This is a genomic window from Allobosea minatitlanensis, from assembly GCF_964020775.1.
Window position 1 is genome coordinate 2004863 of record NZ_OZ224509.1, and the last position, 17661, is coordinate 2022523.

Annotated in this window: 18 protein-coding genes and 1 tRNA gene; 3 read left to right on the forward strand and 16 right to left on the reverse strand. The window is 71.0% G+C overall.

The annotated features are described in order from the left end of the window. Nucleotides 1-12: 12 nt before the first annotated feature. The 3 genes from ACWH43_RS09915 to ACWH43_RS09925 are packed head-to-tail and all read right to left on the reverse strand — an operon-like array spanning nt 13 to nt 1629. Nucleotides 13-228, reverse strand: coding sequence for a cation transporter (locus ACWH43_RS09915; protein ID WP_158444032.1), 216 nt, complete (start codon nt 226-228; stop codon nt 13-15). A 19-nt stretch (nt 229-247) separates the two neighbouring features. Then, nucleotides 248-1126: an HpcH/HpaI aldolase/citrate lyase family protein gene (locus ACWH43_RS09920; RefSeq protein WP_158444033.1), complete on the reverse strand. Its 879-nt coding sequence runs from the start codon at nt 1124-1126 to the stop codon at nt 248-250. Nucleotides 1127-1131: 5 nt separating this feature from the next. Continuing rightward, the gene (locus ACWH43_RS09925; RefSeq protein ID WP_158444034.1) at nt 1132-1629 is read right to left on the reverse strand and encodes a MaoC family dehydratase; all 498 of its coding nucleotides are present in this window, start codon (nt 1627-1629) and stop codon (nt 1132-1134) included. Between the two features lie 193 nt (nt 1630-1822). Here ACWH43_RS09925 and ACWH43_RS09930 point away from each other — a divergent pair, with 193 nt between their 5' ends. Both ACWH43_RS09930 and ACWH43_RS09935 read left to right on the forward strand, forming a co-directional pair. After that, the gene (locus tag ACWH43_RS09930; RefSeq protein ID WP_158448387.1) at nt 1823-2881 is read left to right on the forward strand and encodes a lytic transglycosylase domain-containing protein; all 1059 of its coding nucleotides are present in this window, start codon (nt 1823-1825) and stop codon (nt 2879-2881) included. Then, nucleotides 2878-4089, forward strand: coding sequence for a DUF2336 domain-containing protein (locus ACWH43_RS09935; RefSeq protein ID WP_158448388.1), 1212 nt, complete (start codon nt 2878-2880; stop codon nt 4087-4089). Before ACWH43_RS09930 ends, ACWH43_RS09935 begins: the two co-directional genes overlap by 4 nt. Nucleotides 4090-4128: 39 nt before the next feature. Here ACWH43_RS09935 and ACWH43_RS09940 read toward each other — a convergent pair whose 3' ends face one another. The 11 genes from ACWH43_RS09940 to ACWH43_RS09990 all read right to left on the reverse strand — a co-directional run bounded on the left by ACWH43_RS09940 (nt 4129) and on the right by ACWH43_RS09990 (nt 14550). Next, complete coding sequence (locus ACWH43_RS09940; RefSeq protein WP_158444489.1) at nt 4129-4902, reverse strand: NAD kinase; 774 nt, start codon at nt 4900-4902, stop codon at nt 4129-4131. A gap of 130 nt (nt 4903-5032) precedes the next feature. Continuing rightward, complete coding sequence (locus ACWH43_RS09945) at nt 5033-5443, reverse strand: hypothetical protein (RefSeq protein WP_158444488.1); 411 nt, start codon at nt 5441-5443, stop codon at nt 5033-5035. 144 nt (nt 5444-5587) lie between these two features. Next, complete coding sequence (locus ACWH43_RS09950) at nt 5588-6118, reverse strand: hypothetical protein (RefSeq protein WP_260349320.1); 531 nt, start codon at nt 6116-6118, stop codon at nt 5588-5590. 77 nt (nt 6119-6195) lie between these two features. Further along, nucleotides 6196-6483, reverse strand: coding sequence for a hypothetical protein (locus ACWH43_RS09955; protein ID WP_158444487.1), 288 nt, complete (start codon nt 6481-6483; stop codon nt 6196-6198). 246 nt (nt 6484-6729) lie between these two features. Continuing rightward, nucleotides 6730-7527, reverse strand: coding sequence for an ABC transporter ATP-binding protein (locus tag ACWH43_RS09960; RefSeq protein WP_158444486.1), 798 nt, complete (start codon nt 7525-7527; stop codon nt 6730-6732). Next, nucleotides 7524-8555: a FecCD family ABC transporter permease gene (locus ACWH43_RS09965; protein WP_158444485.1), complete on the reverse strand. Its 1032-nt coding sequence runs from the start codon at nt 8553-8555 to the stop codon at nt 7524-7526. Before ACWH43_RS09965 ends, ACWH43_RS09960 begins: the two co-directional genes overlap by 4 nt. Beyond that, nucleotides 8552-9541: a FecCD family ABC transporter permease gene (locus ACWH43_RS09970; RefSeq protein ID WP_260349319.1), complete on the reverse strand. Its 990-nt coding sequence runs from the start codon at nt 9539-9541 to the stop codon at nt 8552-8554. Before ACWH43_RS09970 ends, ACWH43_RS09965 begins: the two co-directional genes overlap by 4 nt. Next, nucleotides 9538-10455 (reverse strand): hypothetical protein, encoded by a 918-nt coding sequence (locus tag ACWH43_RS09975; protein ID WP_448153450.1) that lies wholly within the window; start codon nt 10453-10455, stop codon nt 9538-9540. The genes ACWH43_RS09970 and ACWH43_RS09975 overlap by 4 nt, the downstream gene beginning before the upstream one ends. 19 nt (nt 10456-10474) lie before the next feature. Beyond that, nucleotides 10475-12883 carry a TonB-dependent receptor gene (locus ACWH43_RS09980; protein WP_260349318.1) on the reverse strand — a complete coding sequence of 803 codons (2409 nt, stop codon included), beginning with the start codon at nt 12881-12883 and terminating at the stop codon, nt 10475-10477. A 134-nt stretch (nt 12884-13017) separates the two neighbouring features. Next, nucleotides 13018-14013, reverse strand: a complete 996-nt coding sequence (locus tag ACWH43_RS09985; RefSeq protein WP_158444481.1) for a FecR family protein — start codon at nt 14011-14013, stop codon at nt 13018-13020. A gap of 45 nt (nt 14014-14058) precedes the next feature. Beyond that, the gene (locus tag ACWH43_RS09990) at nt 14059-14550 is read right to left on the reverse strand and encodes an RNA polymerase sigma factor (protein WP_260349317.1); all 492 of its coding nucleotides are present in this window, start codon (nt 14548-14550) and stop codon (nt 14059-14061) included. A 68-nt stretch (nt 14551-14618) separates the two neighbouring features. Here ACWH43_RS09990 and ACWH43_RS09995 point away from each other — a divergent pair, with 68 nt between their 5' ends. Next, nucleotides 14619-15374: a siderophore-interacting protein gene (locus ACWH43_RS09995; RefSeq protein ID WP_158444479.1), complete on the forward strand. Its 756-nt coding sequence runs from the start codon at nt 14619-14621 to the stop codon at nt 15372-15374. A 271-nt stretch (nt 15375-15645) separates the two neighbouring features. Here ACWH43_RS09995 and ACWH43_RS10000 read toward each other — a convergent pair. Beyond that, nucleotides 15646-15720: transfer RNA gene (locus ACWH43_RS10000), tRNA-Thr, on the reverse strand. 210 nt (nt 15721-15930) lie between these two features. Continuing rightward, nucleotides 15931-17589: an MFS transporter gene (locus tag ACWH43_RS10005; RefSeq protein ID WP_158444478.1), complete on the reverse strand. Its 1659-nt coding sequence runs from the start codon at nt 17587-17589 to the stop codon at nt 15931-15933. Nucleotides 17590-17661: the final 72 nt, after the last annotated feature.

Consider the following 17661-nt stretch of genomic DNA (forward strand, 5'->3'; position numbering starts at 1 on the left):
CGGCGGAGCGGGTCAGCCGTCCGCCAGCGGGCCCTTCACCCGGTACTCGCCCAGTTCGGCGAGCGCCTTGTTCAGCGTCGCGGCCTCCAGCGCCGCACCTTCCGGCACCATCAGGCGCGGCGGGTCGAGCGTGACCTTGGCGCCCGGGACCAGAGCCGCGGCGGCGCGCTGGACGGCGGCGGCACAGCCGCTGCAATGCATGCCGGACACTTCGAAAACCTGAGTCATCGGAATCACCTCCGGCCGATCATTCAGCCAGTTTGCGAGCGCGGGCGACGAGACGCTCCGCCCTGATCAGATGGGGACGATCCAGCATTTCGCCATCGAGGCCGATCACGCCGGCGCCGGGATTGGCGGCGAAGAGCGCGATGATCCGCTCGGCCCTGGCGAGCGCTTCCGGCGCCGGGGCGAAGATCTGGTTGATCGGCGCGACCTGCGCCGGGTGGATCGCCATCTTGCCGGTGAAGCCGTCGCGCCGGGCGGCGAGGCATTCGGCGCGGAAGGCCGCCTCGTCGCGAAAATGGGTGAAGACGGTGTCGATCGCCTCGACCTGCGCCGCGCTGGCGCCGAGCAGGGTGAGCGCGCGGGCGAGGCGGTAGGGATCGGCATAGGAGCCGTCCTCCAGCCGGTTGGTCTCGGCGCCGAGCTCGGCCGAAAGGTCCTCGGCGCCCCAGGTCAGCGCCATCAGCCGGTGCGAGGAGCGGGCATAGCTGCCGAGGCCGAAGACGCCCTTGCCGTTCTCTGTCGCGATCGGGAGGATGCCGGTCGCGCCGTCGGGCAATTCGGCTTCGGCCTCGCGCACGGCGATCTTGGCGGCGAGATGGCCGACATCGACGCCGCCCTCCGATTTCGGCAGCATGATCGCGTCCGGCGCGCCGGGCATCACCGCGTCGAGATCGGCATCGCTCATCCCGGTCGCCAGGCCGTTGATCCGCACGATCAGCCGCGGCCGCCGCGGCAGGGCGCGGGCCGCCTCGAGGAAGTCGCGGGTGATCGCGCGGGCCTGCGGCTTGCCGTCGAGGGCGACGGAATCCTCGAGGTCGAGGATCAGCGCGTCGGCGCCGCTCTCCAGGCCCTTCTGCTGCTTCTTCGGGCTGTCGCCCGGCACGAACAGGAGCGAGCGCATCCGGGTCAGACCGCGACCGGGGCGGGGGCGGGGTGCTTGCGCATGAAGGCCTGGCGGCGGCATTGCGCGACCAGCGTGCCGTCCTGCTTGTAGGCTTTATGGAGAAACTCCACGATGCCGGCGTCGGGCCGCGAGCGCGACTCGCGCTTGGCCACGATCTCGGTGGTGCAGTTCACCGTGTCGCCCTCGAAGAGCGGGGCGGGGAAGACGACGTCGGTCATGCCGAGATTGCCGATGGTGGTGCCGAGGGTGGTGTCGTTGACGGAGATGCCGATCATCAGCCCGAGCGTGAACAGCGAGTTCATCAGCGGCTTGCCCCATTCCGTCTCGGTTGCGCAGAAATGCGCATCGATGTGAAGGGGTTGCGGGTTCAGCGTCATGTTGGAGAACAGCATGTTGTCCATCTGCGTGACGGTCCGCGTCAGGCCGTGCTCGATGACGGCGCCGACCTGGAAGTCCTCGAAGTAGATCCCGCCGCGCTTGTGACGCACCCGTTCGGCCATCGACATTCTCCGCATCAAAGATGCCGGCCAGTGAGCCGGCGCGAAAAGTGGTAAAGGGGGTTCAGCCGGGAGGGAAGCGGAAAGCATCCGGTTAACCGGGAGCGGGGCGGCCTTAACGCTTCGCTTACCATAAGTGAGGCAATCTCGCGGCGCGTCCCCGCAGCGTCGCGGCGCGGCGCGTTCGAGACCGCCAATGTTCCTCTTCACCACCCCGCCGAGCCGCGAGACGCAAAGCCCCGATCCGGTCGTCAGCGCCATCCGCCAGGGCGCGGAGCGGACCGGCACGGGCTTCGACTATCTGCTCAAGACCGCGCAGCGGGAATCGGCGCTGACCCCCGACGCCAAGGCGAAATCCTCGAGTGCCACCGGCCTCTTCCAGTTCATCGAGCAGACCTGGCTGTCGATGGTGAAGCAGGAGGGGCCGAAGCAGGGCCTGCAGGGCTATGCCGACGCGATCAGCGAAAGCGGCGGGCGGCTCAGCGTCACCGATCCGGCGATGCGCGAGAAGATCCTGCAATTGCGCAACGATCCGCAGGTCTCGGCCGTGATGGCCGGCGCGCTGACCCAGAAGAACCGCGATCAGCTCGCCAGCAGTCTCGGCCGCCAGCCGCAGGCGGGCGAGCTCTATATGGCGCATGTGCTGGGCGCGCGCGGCGCCGCCGAGCTGATCCGCACCGCCGCGACCGATCCGGGTCGCGTCGCGGCCCGCGACTTCCCCGAGGCCGCCGCCGCCAATCGCGGCATCTTCTACGACAAGGCCGGCCGGGCGCGCAGCGCCCAGGAGGTCTATGGCGCGCTCGCCGCCAGCCATGCCAGCACGCAGATCGCGGCGACCGCGACCGGAAGCGCCGCGGCCGGCGAAACCCCGGCGGCCGAGATCGTCGCGGCGCTCCAGCCGGGACGGGCGCATGGGCTGATCGGGCTGTTCTCGACCGGCGGCTCGCGCTCCCCGGTCTCGCAGGCCGTCGCCAATCTCTGGACGACGCCGCGCGCCAACGGCACCCGCATGGCCTCGCTGGAAGGCGGCGAGCGCTATTTCCCGCGGGTGAAGAGCGACGCGTCGCCGGTCGCTGCCGAGGCTCGCGGCGCTCCGGACGGCGACGGGCAGGGCAAGGCCGTGGCCGCGCCCTTGCCGCCGACGCGCCCCGCCGAGCTCGCCGATCCCGCCGCAAGCGCGACCCGGGCCGCCGGCAAGCCGCGCCGCGGGCCGCTCGACCTGTCTTCCTTCATGACCCAGCGGAGCGGTGCATGATCGTTCGCCGTTTCCTGCTCTGGGCCCGCACGGCTCCGGCCGAGGCGCGCGCCTCCGGCGCCGCGGCGCTGGCCGGAGCCTATCTGGGCGCGCGACTCTCGCCGGAGGACGAGCGGGAAGCGGAGACGGCGCTCATCGCGCTGCTCGACGACCCGTCGCCGCCGGTGCGCCGCGCCATCGCCGAGGCGGTCGCGGTTTCGCCGCGTACGCCGCGCAGCCTGGCGCTCGGCCTTGTCGCCGAGCAGGGCGACGTCGCGGCGCTGGTGCTGGCGCGCTCGCCGGTGCTGACCGAGGCCGATCTGGTCGATGCCGCCGCCGTCGGCGACGGGCTCGCCCAGCGCGCCATTGCCATGCGCCGTCGCCTGCCGGCGAGCGTCGCGGCGGCGCTGGCGGAGGTCGGCTGCGAGGAGGCCCTGCTGACCCTCGCCGGCAACCGGACGGCGGAGATTCCCGCCTTCTCCTTCGAGCGGATGATCGAGCGCTGCGGCGATGCCGGGGCGCTGCGCGAGGCCCTGCTGGAGCGGCCCGACCTGCCGCCGGGCCTGCGGCAGGTGATCGCGGCCCGCGTCTCCGACGCGCTGGCGCATTTCGTCTCGGGCTGCGGCTGGCTGACGCCGGAGCGCAGCGCGCGGCTGGCGCGCGAATCGACCGAGCGCGTCGCGGTGGCCCTGGCCGCCGGCGGCGAGGCGAGCGACGCGCCGGCGATCGTCGAGGTGCTGCGCGCGACCGGGCGGCTGACGCCGGGGCTGATGCTGCGCTCGCTGCTGAGCGGCGAACCGGCGCTGGCGGAGGCGGCCTTCGTCGCTCTGTCGGAACTGCCGCGGATGCGCGTCGCGGCGCTGCTGCGCGACCGGCGCGGCGCGGGCCTGCGGGCGCTCTGCCGCAAGGCCGGGCTGCCGCCCGCGCTGGAGCCCGCCTTCGTCGCGGCGATCCTAGCGCTGAACGCGCGCGGCTTCGATGCCGGCGGATCGCAGGGCATCGACCGTGCGCTGCTGCGCGACGTGCTGGACGCCTGCGAGGCGATGGCGGGGCCGGAGGCCGATGCGCTGCTGGCGCTGCTGCGGCGGATGGACGCCGAGGCCGCGCGCGAGCAGGCCCGGCTGATGGCGGATTCGCTGGCGGACGACGCCGCCTTCGCGCTGCTGATCGAGGCCGACCCGTCCTTCCTGATCGAGCTCGAAAGCGGCGATCTGCGCGACGCGGCCTGATCGCCTCCGCGTCGTCGCGAGCGCCGTGACGGCGAGGGTTCAGTAGCCGAACTGTTCCCTCAGGATGCGCTCGTCGAGGCTGTGGCCGGGATCGTGCAGCATGACGAGGTCGACGCTGCGGTCGATCGCGATCGAGACCGAGGCGACCTCGTCGATCTGGGTATGGTCGGCGACGGCGCTGACCGGGCGCTTGTCGGCCTCCAGCACCTCGATCGTCACCTTGGCATAGTCGGGTAGCAGGGCGCCGCGCCAGCGCCGGGGCCGGAAGGCGGAGATCGGCGTCAGGGCCAGCAAGGGCGCGTCGAGCGGCAGGATCGGGCCGTTGGCGGAGAGGTTGTAGGCGGTCGAGCCGGCCGGCGTCGCCAGCAGCACCCCGTCGGCGATCAGCTCGGCGAGACGGACCTGGCCGTCGATGGAGATGCGGAGCTTGGCGGCCTGGTAGGAGCGGCGCAGCAGCGAGACCTCGTTGATCGCCTTGGCCTCGACCTCGCCGCCCTGGCGCTCGACGGCGTGCATCGACAGGGGGTGGACGACGCTGCGCTCGGCGGCCTCGAGCCGCTTGCGCAGGCCGCGCTCGCGGAACTCGTTCATCAGGAAGCCGACCGAGCCGCGATTCATGCCGTAGATCGGCTTGCGGGTGCCGAGGAAGCGATGCAGCGTCTGCAGCATCAGCCCGTCGCCGCCGAGCGCGACGATGACGTCGGCCTCGGACGGGTCGGCATTGCCGTAGCGCTCGACCAGCTTGGCGAGGGCGGCCTCGGCTTCCGGGGTTTCGCTGGCGACGAAGGAGATCGCGCCAAATCGCTCGGTCATGACGGATCCTGAAGCGGCGGGCCTGCGGTTCGCCATCGCTGTAGCACGGGGCGGCGGCCCGGCGCGAGGCGCGGGGCCGGCAAAGCGCTGCCCGCCGGCCGGGCGCGGCGTTCCGCGGCCGGGCGCGTTCTCAAGGCTGCTCGCCCGGCTCGCCCGTGCGGCGTGCGAGCGCGCGCAGCATCGCCGCGCAGAGCGCGAGCGAGCCGATCACGCCCTGGCCCGAGCACTCCGCCACCAGAGCCTGGAAGGCGAGGCTGTCGTCGGAGACGAGGCATTGCAGGCTCCAGCTCCAGCCCGGGGCCTTTTCGCGCAGCAGCGTGACGGCAGTGTCGATGTCGCCGCTGACCGCGCCGAGCGACTTCCAGAGGCTGCCCTGCTGATAGATGCCGCCGGCCGGCGTGCGCCGCGTGGCGAAGCGCGTCGGCTTGCGCCGCACCGTGAAGCCCAGCGCCTCGTAGATATCGGCGTCGAGCCCGCGGTCGGGCCTGCTGGAAGCCTCGCAACGCTCCGCCAGCGCCAGAAGACGGTTCCGGTCGTCCATTCGTTCCACAACGCGATCGGGATGCCTTGGGCCGCGGCGAGGCGGCTTCCGGTCGGTCATTGCCGGGCATCCTAGCGCATTGCGGCCGGGCACGGCCAGCTTCGATGCGGGCCGCGGCCCCGGCCTACGGCGCCGGGCCGGCCCTCAGGGGCCGATCACGGTGCCGCGCGCGCGGCCGCCCGGAACCCGGCAGGAGCAGCCGATGCCGAGCGGCGCCCGCCGGTAGAGCGTGCAGATCTTGACCGGCGTGCTGCAGCGCCCGCCCGAGGCCGCCGGAACGGCGCCATAGGCGGGGTAGGCCGGATAGACGGGGTAGGCGGGGTAAACCTCGTAGCCGTAAGCTGGATAGGCGTAATAGCCGTAGCCCGGATAGGCGCCGAGCGTGCCGAGGGTCGCGGCCAGGCCTGCGGCGCCCCAGCCCCACCCGGGACGTCCGCCCCAGCGGCGATAGCCGCCGCGCCAGTACCCGCCGTGCGGCCGGTAGCCCCGATAGGCGCCGCGCCAGCCCGCGGCGCCGTGCCAGCCGCGTGCGCCGCGCCAGCCGCCGAAGCCGCCGCCGTGGAAGCCCCCGGCCCGGAAGCCGTGCCCGCCGCCGCGGTTCTGGGCGACCGCCTCGGTGCCGGCGGCGAAGAGCAGCGGCGCCACCGAAGCCGCGATGAGGAACAGGCGACGCATTGCGCACCTCCGTTGGAGAAACCGCCCCTCGGTAGACAACGGCCGACGCCCTGCGGTGTTCCCGGCGGGCGGGCGTCTCAATCGTCCCAGAACGAGCCGGTCTTGCAGCGATAGCCGACGAAGCAGGTCGGGGTGTCGCGGCTCGGCACCCAGGCCGGTTCGATGATCTCGTCGAACTGGCAGAAGCTGCGATCCCGGACGAAGCGGTCATAGGTCTGGCCGCCGGTGCCGAGCACGGCGGCCCCGTGCGCCAGCACGTCCTGGCGGCTCGCGGCGCAGGAGCGCGCCGGCGTCGACGGGCGCGGCTGCGCGATGGCGCCCTGCGCGCCCAGGATCAGCGCGAACGCGACTGCGATGCGTTTCATCAAAGCCTCCACGAGCGCGGCGAACCGGCGATTCGGCCGGACCAGCCTTTTCGCATGGCAGCATATCACCGCCATAGGGTCCTCTGTTGCAATGACGCGAAGCGAGCCGGGCATGTTCCCGCCGGCGCAGGGACGTTCAAGCCCTCCGATGCCGCCTCGGCGCCTCCCTGAGCTTCGGCGGCTCGCGGCCGCAGGGCGGTGCGGCTCCCGCCGCCGGGAGGTCGTCCATCGGGCCGGCGCGGCGGGTCACCTCGAGGGCGGGACGGGTTTCGGGACGATCAACGGCTTTCCCGTCAGCGGGTCGGGCATGACGATGCAGGGGACGTGGAAGATCGCGTCGATGAAGCCGGGTGTCAGCAGGTCTTCCGGCAGGCCCTGCGCCACGATCTCTCCCGCGCGCATCACCACGAGCCGGGAGGCGTAGCGGGCGGCCTGGTTCAGATCGTGCAGCACCGCAACGATGGTCGTGCCGGCGCGGTTCAGGGCGACGCAGAGTTCGAGCACGTCGATCTGATGGGCGAGATCGAGAAATGTCGTGGGCTCGTCCAGAAGCAGGATGTCCGCGCCCTGGGCCAGCGCCATCGCGATCCAGGCCTTCTGGCGCTGGCCTCCGGACAGGCTTTCGAGCCTGCGCTCCGCCAGCAGCGAGACGCCCGCCGAAACCATGGCTGTTTCCACCGCGGTCTGGTCGGCGGCGGTCCAGGGCTGGAACAGGCTCCGGTGGGGATGCCGTCCGCGCGCGACGAGGTCGACCACGGTGATCCCCTCCGGCGCTTCCGCTCCCTGCGGCAGCACCGCGAGAAGGCGGGCGCGGTCGCGCGGGCGATAGCGCGCGATCGAAAGGCCATCGAGCAGGACGGTGCCGCCGGAAGGCCGATGCAGCCGCGCGAGGCTTCTCAGCAAGGTCGACTTGCCGCAGGCATTGGGGCCGACGATCACCGTGAAGCCGCCGGCCGGCAGCGCGAGATCGATCCCCTTGAGCACCTCGCGCGCGCCGTGATGCGCGCGCAGGGCCTCCGCTCGCAGCCTCGTTCCGGCATTCATCGCAGACGCTCTCCACGGCGGATCCAGGTGCCGAACAGCAGGGCGAGATAGGCTCCGCCGAGGCAGGCCGTCACGGCCCCGACGGGGAGGGATCGCGGCGCCAGCGCGATCCGCGCGACCGCATCGCTCGCCAGCAGGAAGGCCGCGCCGAAGAGGGCGGAGGTCGCCAGCGGCAATCCGGCCGAGCCGACGAGCCTGCGCGCCGCCTGCGGCGCGATCAGCGCGACGAAGCCGATCGGCCCGGCGATGAAGGTCGCCGTCGCCGTGAGGCCGAGGCCGACGAGGCCGAGCCGAAGCCGGGCCCAGCCGGCCGGAACGCCGAGGGATTGCGCCTTGTCGTCTCCGAGCGCGAGCGCCTCGACCAGGCGGCCGCAGGCCAGCCCGAGAGGCAGCAGCAGCCCCAGGATCGCCGCGCCGATGGCCAGCCGCGGCGCATCGACGCCGGCGAGCGCTCCCTGCTTCCAGTTGGCGGCGACCAGCGCGATGTCGAGAGGCGCGACGAAGATCATCCAGTCGCCCAGCGCCGTGAAGGCCGCTCCGACCGCGATGCCGATGAGGATCAGCCGGCCGCGCTCGGCATGCAGGCCGCCGGCCGCGAGATAGACCAGGATGCCGGCAGCGAGGCCGCCGCCGAAGGCCGCCAGCGCGACCAGCGCCGGCGCGAGGCCTGCGAGCAGCGCCAGCATGGCGCCGCCGAACGCGCCGGCGTCGAAGCCGACGATGTCGGGGCTGCCGAGCGGATTGCGGAGCAATGTCTGGAACAAGGCGCCCGAGAGGCCGAGGGCGGCGCCGGCCGCGAGCGCCGCCCCGATCCGGGGCAGGCGCCAGTCGACGAGCAATTGCAGCGCCGGGCTTTCCTGCCCGGCAAGCGCCTGCAACGCCTGGAGCGGCGTGAGCCTGATCGTGCCCAGCGTCAGGCAGGCCAGCGCCAGGGCCAGGCTGACGAGCCCCAGCGCGACCTGGCACAGCGCCGGCCGCGCGATCGCGCGGCCGGGGAGCCTTTGGCGCCGTCCGGCGAGGCCTGTCATGCGGCGGCGCTCCGGCGGCGGGCGAGCAGGATCAGGATGGGCGCGCCAAGGAGCCCGGCGACGACGCCGACCGGTACCTCGGCGGGCGGCGTCGCGATGCGGCCGAGCGTGTCGGCGCTCACCACGAGAGCGGCGCCGATCAGGCCGGAGAGCGGCAGATGCGCCACCGCGCCGATGCCGCCGAGACGGCGCGCGATATGCGGGGCGGCGAGGCCGATGAAGGCGATGGGGCCGGCTGCCGCGACCGCGCCGCCGGCGAGCAGGACGACGGCAAGGAGCGACCCGAGCCGCGTCGGCCGGACGGCGACGCCGAGCGAGGCGGCGCGGTCGTCCCCGAGCGCGAGCAGGTCGAGGCGCGGCGCCAGAGCGAGCGCCAGAAGCGTTCCGGCGAGCCATGCGGCGGTCAGGCTCGGCAGCACCGCATCGGCCGCCCCGGAGAGGGCGCCGACGCGCCAGTTCCTGACGAGATCGAAGCGCTCGGGGTCCGCCAGCGCGATCGCCTGGCCGATGCCGATGCACAGGGCCGTGACGGCGACGCCGGCAAGCGTGAGGCGGATCGGGTCGGCGCCGCCGCGCGCGCCCGCCAGCGCCTGGACCGCGAGCACCGCTCCGGCAGCTCCGCAGGCCGCGAGCCAGGTCGCGGCCTGCGGGCCGGCAAGGCCGACGAGATCGCTGCCGAGGATCAGCGCGAGGCTCGCCCCCGCATTGATGCCGAGCAGGCCCGGATCGCCCAGCGGGTTCCGTGTCGCCATCTGGACGACCGCGCCGGCAAGTCCCAGAGCGGAACCGACCATCGCTCCCAGAAGGACGCGCGGCAGGCGAAGCCCCAGCACGATCTCGGCGGCTTCGCTGCCGCGCCCGTCGCGCAGGATGGCGAGCCATTCGCCGGCCGCGATCGGCCGCAGGCCGAGCGTCAGTGCGGCGAGCGAGGCCGCGAGCAGCAGCAAGGCTCCGAAGACGATCGCCAGCGGCGGTGCCCGCGTCACGACGGCATCCGGGTCAGCAACGCATCCCAGGCGCCCGCGAGATGATGCGCGGTGTAGACCGACCCGAAGATGCTGTTCCCCTGCGTGACATGCACCTGTCCCGCCCGAACCGCCCGCAGCCGCTGCCAGAGCGGTTCGCGGGCGAGCGCCGTCGGGGCGCCGTCGCCCAGATCGATCAGCAGGATGCCGTCCACCTGTCCGAGCACGCCTCCCAGCGACTCCAGCGCGACCTCGCCATAGGGGCCGAGCCGCCCGGCCTCGACGCCACGGCCGCCGAGATCGGCCAGGACCTGGGCCGGCATCACGAAGCCGTATCCCGTACCGTCGCTGCGCACCATGAGCCGCCGCTTCAGCGGGTCATAGGTCGCTGCCGTGAGCAGGCTCCGCCGGAGCGCGGGGGCATGGCGCCGGCGCAGCGCGGCAATCCGCTCGTCATAGGCGGCGGCTTCGCGTTCAAAGGCGCCGGTGCGCGCCAGCCAGCCGGCCAGCCGGCTCAGATTGCCGCGCCAGTGCGTGCGATGGTTGCTCGGCAGGACGGGGGCGATCCGCCTCAGCCTGGCGAGCGGCCACCATTCCGAGTGAGGGGAGGTGTCCGGACACAGGATCAGGTCGGGTTCGAGCATCAGGATCTGTTCGAGATCGGGCGGCGCGGCCAGGAACGGCACCGAGGCCGGCACCGGCACCCAGGGCCTCGCGCGGCTGTGGCTGTAGCCAATTAGGGGCAAGGCGAGCGCCAGCGCCATCTCCAGGCTGATGCGCGAGTCGATCGCCACCACCCGGCGCGGCTCGGCCGGGATCTCGACGCGACCGAGCGGCGTCTCGACCATGCGGCGCTCGGAGGGGGCAAGGGCGGAGCCGGCCAGGATGGCCGCCCCGCCCGCCGTGAAGCCGCGTCGGCAGAGGAGTGTCGCCACGCTTTCCCCGCCTGCGATCCTAGAACTCGAAAGTCGAGGAGAGCGAAACCATGCGCGCCTCGCTGGGATAGAGCAGATTGTAGCCCGGATAGGTCGTCCAATAGGCCTTGTTGAACAGGTTCGTGACGTTCGCCTGCAGGATGATCGGCTTGGCGCCGGCCCGCTCGATCTTGTAGCGGGCGCCGATGTCGAAGGTCGTCCAGGCCTTCAGCTTCTGCAGATTGGCGGCGTCGGCATAGTTCGAGCCGGTATAGATCATCCGGCCGAAGAGCGTGAGGTTGCGGACGAAGCCCGGATCCCATTCGAGGCCGAGATTGGCCTGAACGCGCGGCGTGCCCTGCGCCTCGTTGCCGTCGAAGGTGCCGTTGGCGGTGCGCACCAGCTTTGAATCGAGGAAGGTGATGCCGCCGAGCACCCGGACGCTCTCCACGATCTCGCCGGCGACGCTGAGCTCGACGCCGCGATAGCGCGTCTCGCCATTGTCGGTGAAGAGGTTGGTGGCGGTGTCGGCGATGCCCGAGGCTTGCGTCGACTGGAAGACGGCGACGGAGGTCATCAGCCTGCCCCAGTCGATCTTGACCCCGGCTTCGTACTGCTTGGTGACGAAGGGCGGCAGGACCTGGCCGGCATTGGCGAAGGTGTTGCCGACGACCGAGCCCGCCGTCAGGCCCTCGATATAGCTGGCGTAGAGCGAGACGTTCTCGAGCGGCTTCACGACCAGGCCCACGACCGGGGTCACCGCATCGCTCTTGTTGCGGGAGGAGAGCAAGCCGGTCTGCAGCGTGTAGTTGTTGATGTCGACGAACTGCTTGCGCACGCCGAGCGTCACCTGCAGGCGCTTGTCGAGGGCCGAGATCGTGTCCGAGATCGAATAGCTGGTGAAGCTGTTGTCGTTCTGGCGATAGCGCCGGGCTTCCGGCATGATCGGGTTGGGCGAGAAGGTCGGGTGGTAGATGTTCGACGGGGTCACCGAGAGCGTCGCCGGCAGGCCGGAGGCGCGCGCCTGGTAGAAGGTGTTGGCGGAGATGACGACCTCATGGTCGAGCGGGCCGGTCTGGAAGCGCCCGCGAACACCCGCCTCGCCGGAATAGCGGTTGATGTCGATCTGGTAGCGAGAGCCTGTGCTGGTGAAGTTGCCGTTGCGCCTGAGGCCGGTGCCGGCCTCCACCGCCTGGTCCCAGTCCATATGGCTGACGCCGGCCTTGCCGTAGACGGTGACGTTGCGGGTCAGGTCGTATTCGGCCTGGACCATGCTGAAGCTGTCTGCGAACTTGCTGTAGTTCCAGGGGGAGACATAGCTCTTGTCCGGCTTGATCGGGCGCGGCACCGGCTCGTTGGCCAGGGGTGTGACCGTGTTGTTCATCCGGTCGGTGTTCAGCACCTGGTAGCCGGCATCCAGCGAGATGCGGAAGGCGTCGCTGCGATAGTCGAGACCGATCGTGCCGTTGACCAGGGTCTGCGACTGCTGGCTGATCGGCGTGCCGCCGTCGCGATATTGCAGGTTGGCGCGCAGGCCGAACTGCTTCTGGTCGCCGAAGCGGCGGCCGAGGTCGAGATGGCCGCCGAGCTGGGACTTGCCGATCCAGGTCGCGGTGAAGCGGGTCAGCGGCTCGTCCGCGGCGCGTTTCGGCACGAGATTGATGACGCCGCCGACCCCGCTCGGCGAGAGGCCGCCGAGGAAGGCGCCGGGACCCTTCAGGACCTCGACCCGCTCGATCCCCGCCAGCGTCGACTGCGCGTTGGGGGCGATGCCGAAGAGCCCGCCGAAGGCGATCGCCGCATTGCCGACCTGGATGCCGCGGATGACGAAGTAATTGGCGTTGCCGACATTGGTTGGCTCGACGTTGCGGATCGAGGAATCGTTCTTGACGACGTCGGCGACGGATTGGGCGCGCTGATCCTCGATCAGCCTGGAGGTGTAGTTCGTGACCGAGAAGGGCGTATCCATGACGGAGCGCTGCCCGAGCACGCCGAGGCCGCCGCCGGTCGCGATCTGGCCGCCGGCATAGGCCGGCGGGAGCCCTGGAACGCCGCTGCCGACGACTTCGATCGTCTCCAGCGGGATCGCGCCCTCGACGGCCCCGCCGGCGGCGGCGGGCCGGGTCGGATCATAGATCTGGACGGTGGTTGCGTTGCTGAAGCGAAAGGCGAGCCCGGTGCCGTCGAGCAGGGTCGCGACCGCCTGCGCCGCGGTCAGCGAGCCCTTGACCGGATTGCCGCGGCGCGAGGCGGCCGGTGTCTCGGCGAAGACGACGTCGACCCCGGTGACGCGAACGATATCGTTCATCGCGGCGCGGACCGGCTTTGCCGGAATGTCGAAGCTGTGCACCGCCTGCGCCTGCGCCAGGGCGGCGGGAATGGCGAGGCCGGCAGCCAGCGGGCTGAGAAATGTCGCTGCGAGGAGAACTTCCCTCGCCGTCAACCGCATCGAACGCATCCACCGGCCCTTTTCGTACAGGATGGGCGCAAGGCGTCCAGCCTTGCCCTCTATCTCCTTGTCGAACGGGCGGGCTGCGCACCCTCACATGTCCTGGATTTTTTCGATGTCGGCTCGGCGCTCCCTCAGGGCGAGACGATGATGACCGAGCCCAGGGTCGTGATCGAGAAGCCGACCGAGGATTGCAGGGCCGCCAGCGCCGCCGTGCGGTCGCGCAGGGTGACGTTGCCGGTGACATGACGTCCGCCGAGCGCGGAGCCGAGCAGAACGATGCGGCCGCGATGGTGGCGCTCGATCCGGGCCAGGACCTGCGAGAGCGGCATGTCGTTGAAGATCAGGCGGCCGCTGCGCCAGGCCGTGACATCCGCGACATCCACGGCCTCGGCCGTGCCGAGACCGCGCCCGCCATAGGCGACCCGTTCGCCGGGCCTGAGGATGACGGCCTCGCGGGACTGAGGCAGTTCGACCGTCACGCTGCCGCTGGCGAGCGTGACGGCCACGCTGCCGTCGTCGCTCGCGGCGACCTCGAAGCTGGTGCCCAGCACGCGCGCCTCGCCCTGTCCCGCGCCGACCACGAAAGGGATCCCGGAGGGCTTGACCTCGAAGAAGGCCGTCCCCCTGAGCAGGCGGACGCGCCGCAACCCGTCGGAAAAATCGACGGCGAGGGCACTGTCCGAATCGAGCTGCGCCGTGGAGCCGTCCGCCAGCACGATGGTGCGCTGTTCGCCGCGGGCGGTGACCTGATCGGCTTGCCAGTTCTCGAGCAGATGCGGCCTGTCGAGCCAGATCCAGCCGAGGCACAGGACAAGAGCGAGGCACAGCACGGTCCCGGCGGCGGCACGCCCGCGGCCGCGGGCGCGGCGCAGCGCCCGGATCCGCTCCAGCGGCGCGGCCAGCGCCGCGGTCTCGGAGGCGCCGAGAGCGGCCGAGAGCGTTCCCATCTCGGACCAGAGCGCCGCGACCTTGTCATAGTGGCGGACATGGTCGCCCGATGCGGCAAGCCAGGCCTCGAAATCCATACGATCCGCATGGGAGGGGCGCCCGTTCATGCGGGTGAACCACGCGATCGCCTGCTTTTCCAGCAGGAGCTCGTCGGAGCGGGGGCTGTCGTCGGTGTCCATGGCGCCCGAGTTGCGGCTTTGGCCCGGTGGATCGTGCGTCAGGCGTTACCGCAATGTCTCCCGGCATGCCAGAAGCGCGCGCGCGATCTCGCGCTCGACCGTGCTGTAGGAGATCCCGAACGCGGCCGCGATCTCGTCGTAGCTGCAGGCATGCATGCGGTTCAGCAGGAAGATCTGGCGCGTGCGTTCCGGCAGGATCGCAATGGCCCGCGCCACGCGCTCCAGATCCTGCCGCGCGGCCGCAACCTGATCGGGCTGGGCGGCGGGCGCGGCATATTGCTCCTCGGTGATGCGCAGCGGCAGGCTGGCGCGCCGGCGTTCGGCGCGCTGGTGGCTGATCGCCGCGTAGTCGATCGCACGGCTCAGATAGGAAGCCTGGCAGTCGATGTGATCCCGGGCGCGCGACCAGAAGGCGACGAAGACGTCCTGCACGACGTCGGCGGCGTTGCCGACACCGACGCGCCGGGCAGCCCGCCGTTCCAGCCGGCGATGCTCCCGCGCGTAGAGTGTGCCGACATCGTCGAGGCTGCTCGACATGGACCCGCTGGCTCCGGATACCTCAGGACTCAACGCCATAGCAGCGGCGTTTCGGCGGCTCAATCGGCATGATGGAAGCCAACCCCAAACCGTTTCATGAAGCTGCCGTCGTCAGGCGGCGCTATCTCACGCCGGGGATGATCCGGCTGACCCTGGGGGGCGGCGGCCTCGCCGGATTCCGCTCGACCGGCATCGCCGACGAGTATCTGCGCCTGTTCTTTCCCGATCCCGAGACGGGCGAACTCGTCCTGCCGGAGATCGGTGCGGACGGGCGCTGGACATTTCCCGAGGACCGCCACCGCGTCCGCTATTCGACCTATACGGTCCGTCGCCACGATGCCGCTTCCTGCGAACTCGACATCGACATGGTCGTTCACGCCGGCGGCTGCGCCAGCGACTGGGCCTGCGCCGCAAGCGAGGGCGATCGGGTGGTCATCAACAATCCGCGCGGGCTCTACAAGCCGCCGGCGGATTGCCGCCGCCAGATCCTTCTCGGCGACGCGACCGGCCTGCCGGCCATTGCCCGGATTCTCGAGAATGCGCCGCGCGACATGGAGAGCCATGTCGTCATCGAAGTCCGCGACGCGGGCGAGCAGCAAACCCTGCCGGAGCATCCGGGGGCGAATGTCACATGGCTGACAGGCAGCGGGAACGGCGTCGGCCAAAGCCGGCTCGGCTCTCTGCTGACCGAGATGCCGCTGGGGACGGAACCCGGCTATCTCTGGGTCGCGGCCGAGCGCGCCGCCGTGCGCTCGCTTCGCGCGCAGGCGGATGCGCTCGGCTGTTTCGCCGACGATCGCCGGAAGCTCGTCGCCTATTGGTAGGTCCTGCTCCGCGCTTTGACCCCTCGAATGCGCCGGTTCCGGCGACGACCGGCGCGGCGGCGGCGGGCCGCCGCGGTTGCGGTCGGAACGCCGGGATCATGGCTTGCGGGGGCGGAGGCATCCGCCGGCGTCCGAAGGGCTCCGGGCGGGATTCCAGCAGGCCGCCGCGCCGGCGCCCGACACGGAGCAGGAGACCGATCGGTTGCCCGGTGCGGCGCTCGCTGCAGCAATTCCAGTTGCTGTCGACGCCTCCTTGAGAACCAGGGAGAACTGGTGCCGGCTGAGGGGATCGAACCCCCGACCTTCGGTTTACAAAACCGCTGCACTACCGCTGTGCTAAGCCGGCGCCGGTTTCCGGCCCTGCGGACCGGCATCGGCGGTTCCCGGAACGGGACCGTCGACGATCCGTAGCGGTTACCAGCCGCGGCCGGCGAGGGCAAGCGGGTGCCGTCGCGGGCGGGCCCGGCAGGGCGTTCCGGCTTTCCAAAAAAGAAGCCCCGCCAAAGAGAAGCCCCGCCCTTGGCGGGCGGGGCTCGATCGTCGCCGGAGGCGGCGGTCACTTCAGGATGTCGCGATCCTTGGTCTCGGGCAGGAAGAGCAGGCCGATCACGAAGGTGCCGAGCGCCACGATGATCGGATACCACAGGCCCGAGAAGATGTTGCCGCTCGCCGCCACGATGGCGAAGGCGGTGGGAGGCAGGAAGCCGCCGAACCAGCCATTGCCGATATGGTAGGGCAGGGACATGCCCGAGTAGCGGATGCGGGTCGGGAAGAGCTCGACCAGCAGCGCGGCGATCGGCCCGTAGACCATCGTCACGAACAGCACGAACAGGAACAGGATGCCCACCGCCTGCAGGGCGCGGCTGCTGGAGAACAGCTCGCCGAGCGAGGGTGTCTTCAGGATGCTCGCATCGCCGGCCTTCGGGTAGCCGGCGGCCTGGGCCGCGGCGACCAGCTCATTGGCGCCGGTCGGCGCGTCGGCGCCGTTGACCGTCGCTTTCAGGGCCGAACCCGCGGGACCCGGCACCAGATCGTAATGGATCGAGTTGGTGGCGAGCGTCCGGCGCACGACGTCGCAGGGCTTGGTGAAGGTGCGCACGCCGACGGGGTCGAACAGCGTGCCGCATGCGGCCGGATCGGCGGTGAGGACGAGCTTCACGTTCTCGGTGGCGTTGATGAGGTTCGGATTCGTCGTCTTCGCCAGCATGGTGAACAGCGGGAAATAGGTCAGCGCCGCGATCAGGCAGCCCGCCAGCAGGATCGGCTTGCGGCCGATCTTGTCCGAGAGCCAGCCGAAGAAGATGAAGAACGGCGTGCCGAGCAGCAGCGCCAGCGCGATCATCAGATTCGCGGTCGTGCCGTCGAGCTTCAGCGTCTGGGTCAGGAAGAACAGCGCGTAGAACTGGCCGGTGTACCAGACCACGGCCTGGCCGGCGGTGCCGCCGAGCAGCGCGATCAGGCCGATCTTGGCGTTGGCCCAGGTGCCGAAGGCCTCCGAGAGCGGCGCCTTGGAATGGGTGCCTTCCGCCTTCATCTTCACGAAGGCCGGCGATTCCGCGAGCTGGAGGCGGATCCAGATCGAGAAGCCGAGCAGGATGATCGAGAGCAGGAACGGCACGCGCCAGCCCCAGGAGGCGAAGGCTTCCGGCGTCATGCTGAGGCGCAGCACCAGGATGACGATCAGCGACAGGAACAGGCCGACCGTCGCCGTGGTCTGGATCCAGGAGGTGTAGAAGCCGCGCCGGCCCATCGGCGCATGCTCGGCCACATAGGTGGCGGCGCCGCCATATTCGCCGCCGAGCGCGAGGCCCTGCAGCAGGCGGCAGGCGATGAAGATCGCGGGCGCCGCATAGCCGATGCTCTGGAAGCTGGGCAGCAGGCCGACGACGAAGGTGGAAAGGCCCATCACCACCATGGTGACGAGGAAGGTGTATTTGCGGCCGATCATGTCGCCGAGGCGGCCGAAGAACAGCGCGCCGAAGGGCCGCACCGCGAAGCCGGCCGCGAAGCCGAACAGCACGAAGATGAATTTCGCCGTGTCGTTGTCGCCGGGCACGAAGGTCTGCGCGATGTTGGCGGCCAGCGAGCCGGCCAGGTAGAAGTCGTACCACTCGAAGACCGTGCCGGCCGACGAGGCGACGATGACCTTTCTTTCTTCCCGTGTCATCGGGCGTGGCGCCGTGGCCGACCCCGATGTCTGCGATGCCATGCTCATGGCGTTTGCCTCCCCTTGGCGATGTCCTTCCCGGGGGCGCGATCCGGCTTCGCTCGATCCGGTATCCGCGCC

Coding starts and splice junctions, on each gene's coding strand:
- ACWH43_RS09915 (WP_158444032.1), bottom strand. CDS start 228: ATGACTCAGGTTTTCGAAGTGTCCGGCATGCATTGCAGCGGCTGTGCC.
- ACWH43_RS09920 (WP_158444033.1), bottom strand. CDS start 1,126: ATGCGCTCGCTCCTGTTCGTGCCGGGCGACAGCCCGAAGAAGCAGCAG.
- ACWH43_RS09925 (WP_158444034.1), bottom strand. CDS start 1,629: ATGGCCGAACGGGTGCGTCACAAGCGCGGCGGGATCTACTTCGAGGAC.
- ACWH43_RS09930 (WP_158448387.1), top strand. CDS start 1,823: ATGTTCCTCTTCACCACCCCGCCGAGCCGCGAGACGCAAAGCCCCGAT.
- ACWH43_RS09935 (WP_158448388.1), top strand. CDS start 2,878: ATGATCGTTCGCCGTTTCCTGCTCTGGGCCCGCACGGCTCCGGCCGAG.
- ACWH43_RS09940 (WP_158444489.1), bottom strand. CDS start 4,902: ATGACCGAGCGATTTGGCGCGATCTCCTTCGTCGCCAGCGAAACCCCG.
- ACWH43_RS09945 (WP_158444488.1), bottom strand. CDS start 5,443: ATGGACGACCGGAACCGTCTTCTGGCGCTGGCGGAGCGTTGCGAGGCT.
- ACWH43_RS09950 (WP_260349320.1), bottom strand. CDS start 6,118: ATGCGTCGCCTGTTCCTCATCGCGGCTTCGGTGGCGCCGCTGCTCTTC.
- ACWH43_RS09955 (WP_158444487.1), bottom strand. CDS start 6,483: ATGAAACGCATCGCAGTCGCGTTCGCGCTGATCCTGGGCGCGCAGGGC.
- ACWH43_RS09960 (WP_158444486.1), bottom strand. CDS start 7,527: ATGAATGCCGGAACGAGGCTGCGAGCGGAGGCCCTGCGCGCGCATCAC.
- ACWH43_RS09965 (WP_158444485.1), bottom strand. CDS start 8,555: ATGACAGGCCTCGCCGGACGGCGCCAAAGGCTCCCCGGCCGCGCGATC.
- ACWH43_RS09980 (WP_260349318.1), bottom strand. CDS start 12,883: ATGCGGTTGACGGCGAGGGAAGTTCTCCTCGCAGCGACATTTCTCAGC.
- ACWH43_RS09985 (WP_158444481.1), bottom strand. CDS start 14,013: ATGGACACCGACGACAGCCCCCGCTCCGACGAGCTCCTGCTGGAAAAG.
- ACWH43_RS09990 (WP_260349317.1), bottom strand. CDS start 14,550: ATGTCGAGCAGCCTCGACGATGTCGGCACACTCTACGCGCGGGAGCAT.
- ACWH43_RS09995 (WP_158444479.1), top strand. CDS start 14,619: ATGATGGAAGCCAACCCCAAACCGTTTCATGAAGCTGCCGTCGTCAGG.
- ACWH43_RS10005 (WP_158444478.1), bottom strand. CDS start 17,589: ATGAGCATGGCATCGCAGACATCGGGGTCGGCCACGGCGCCACGCCCG.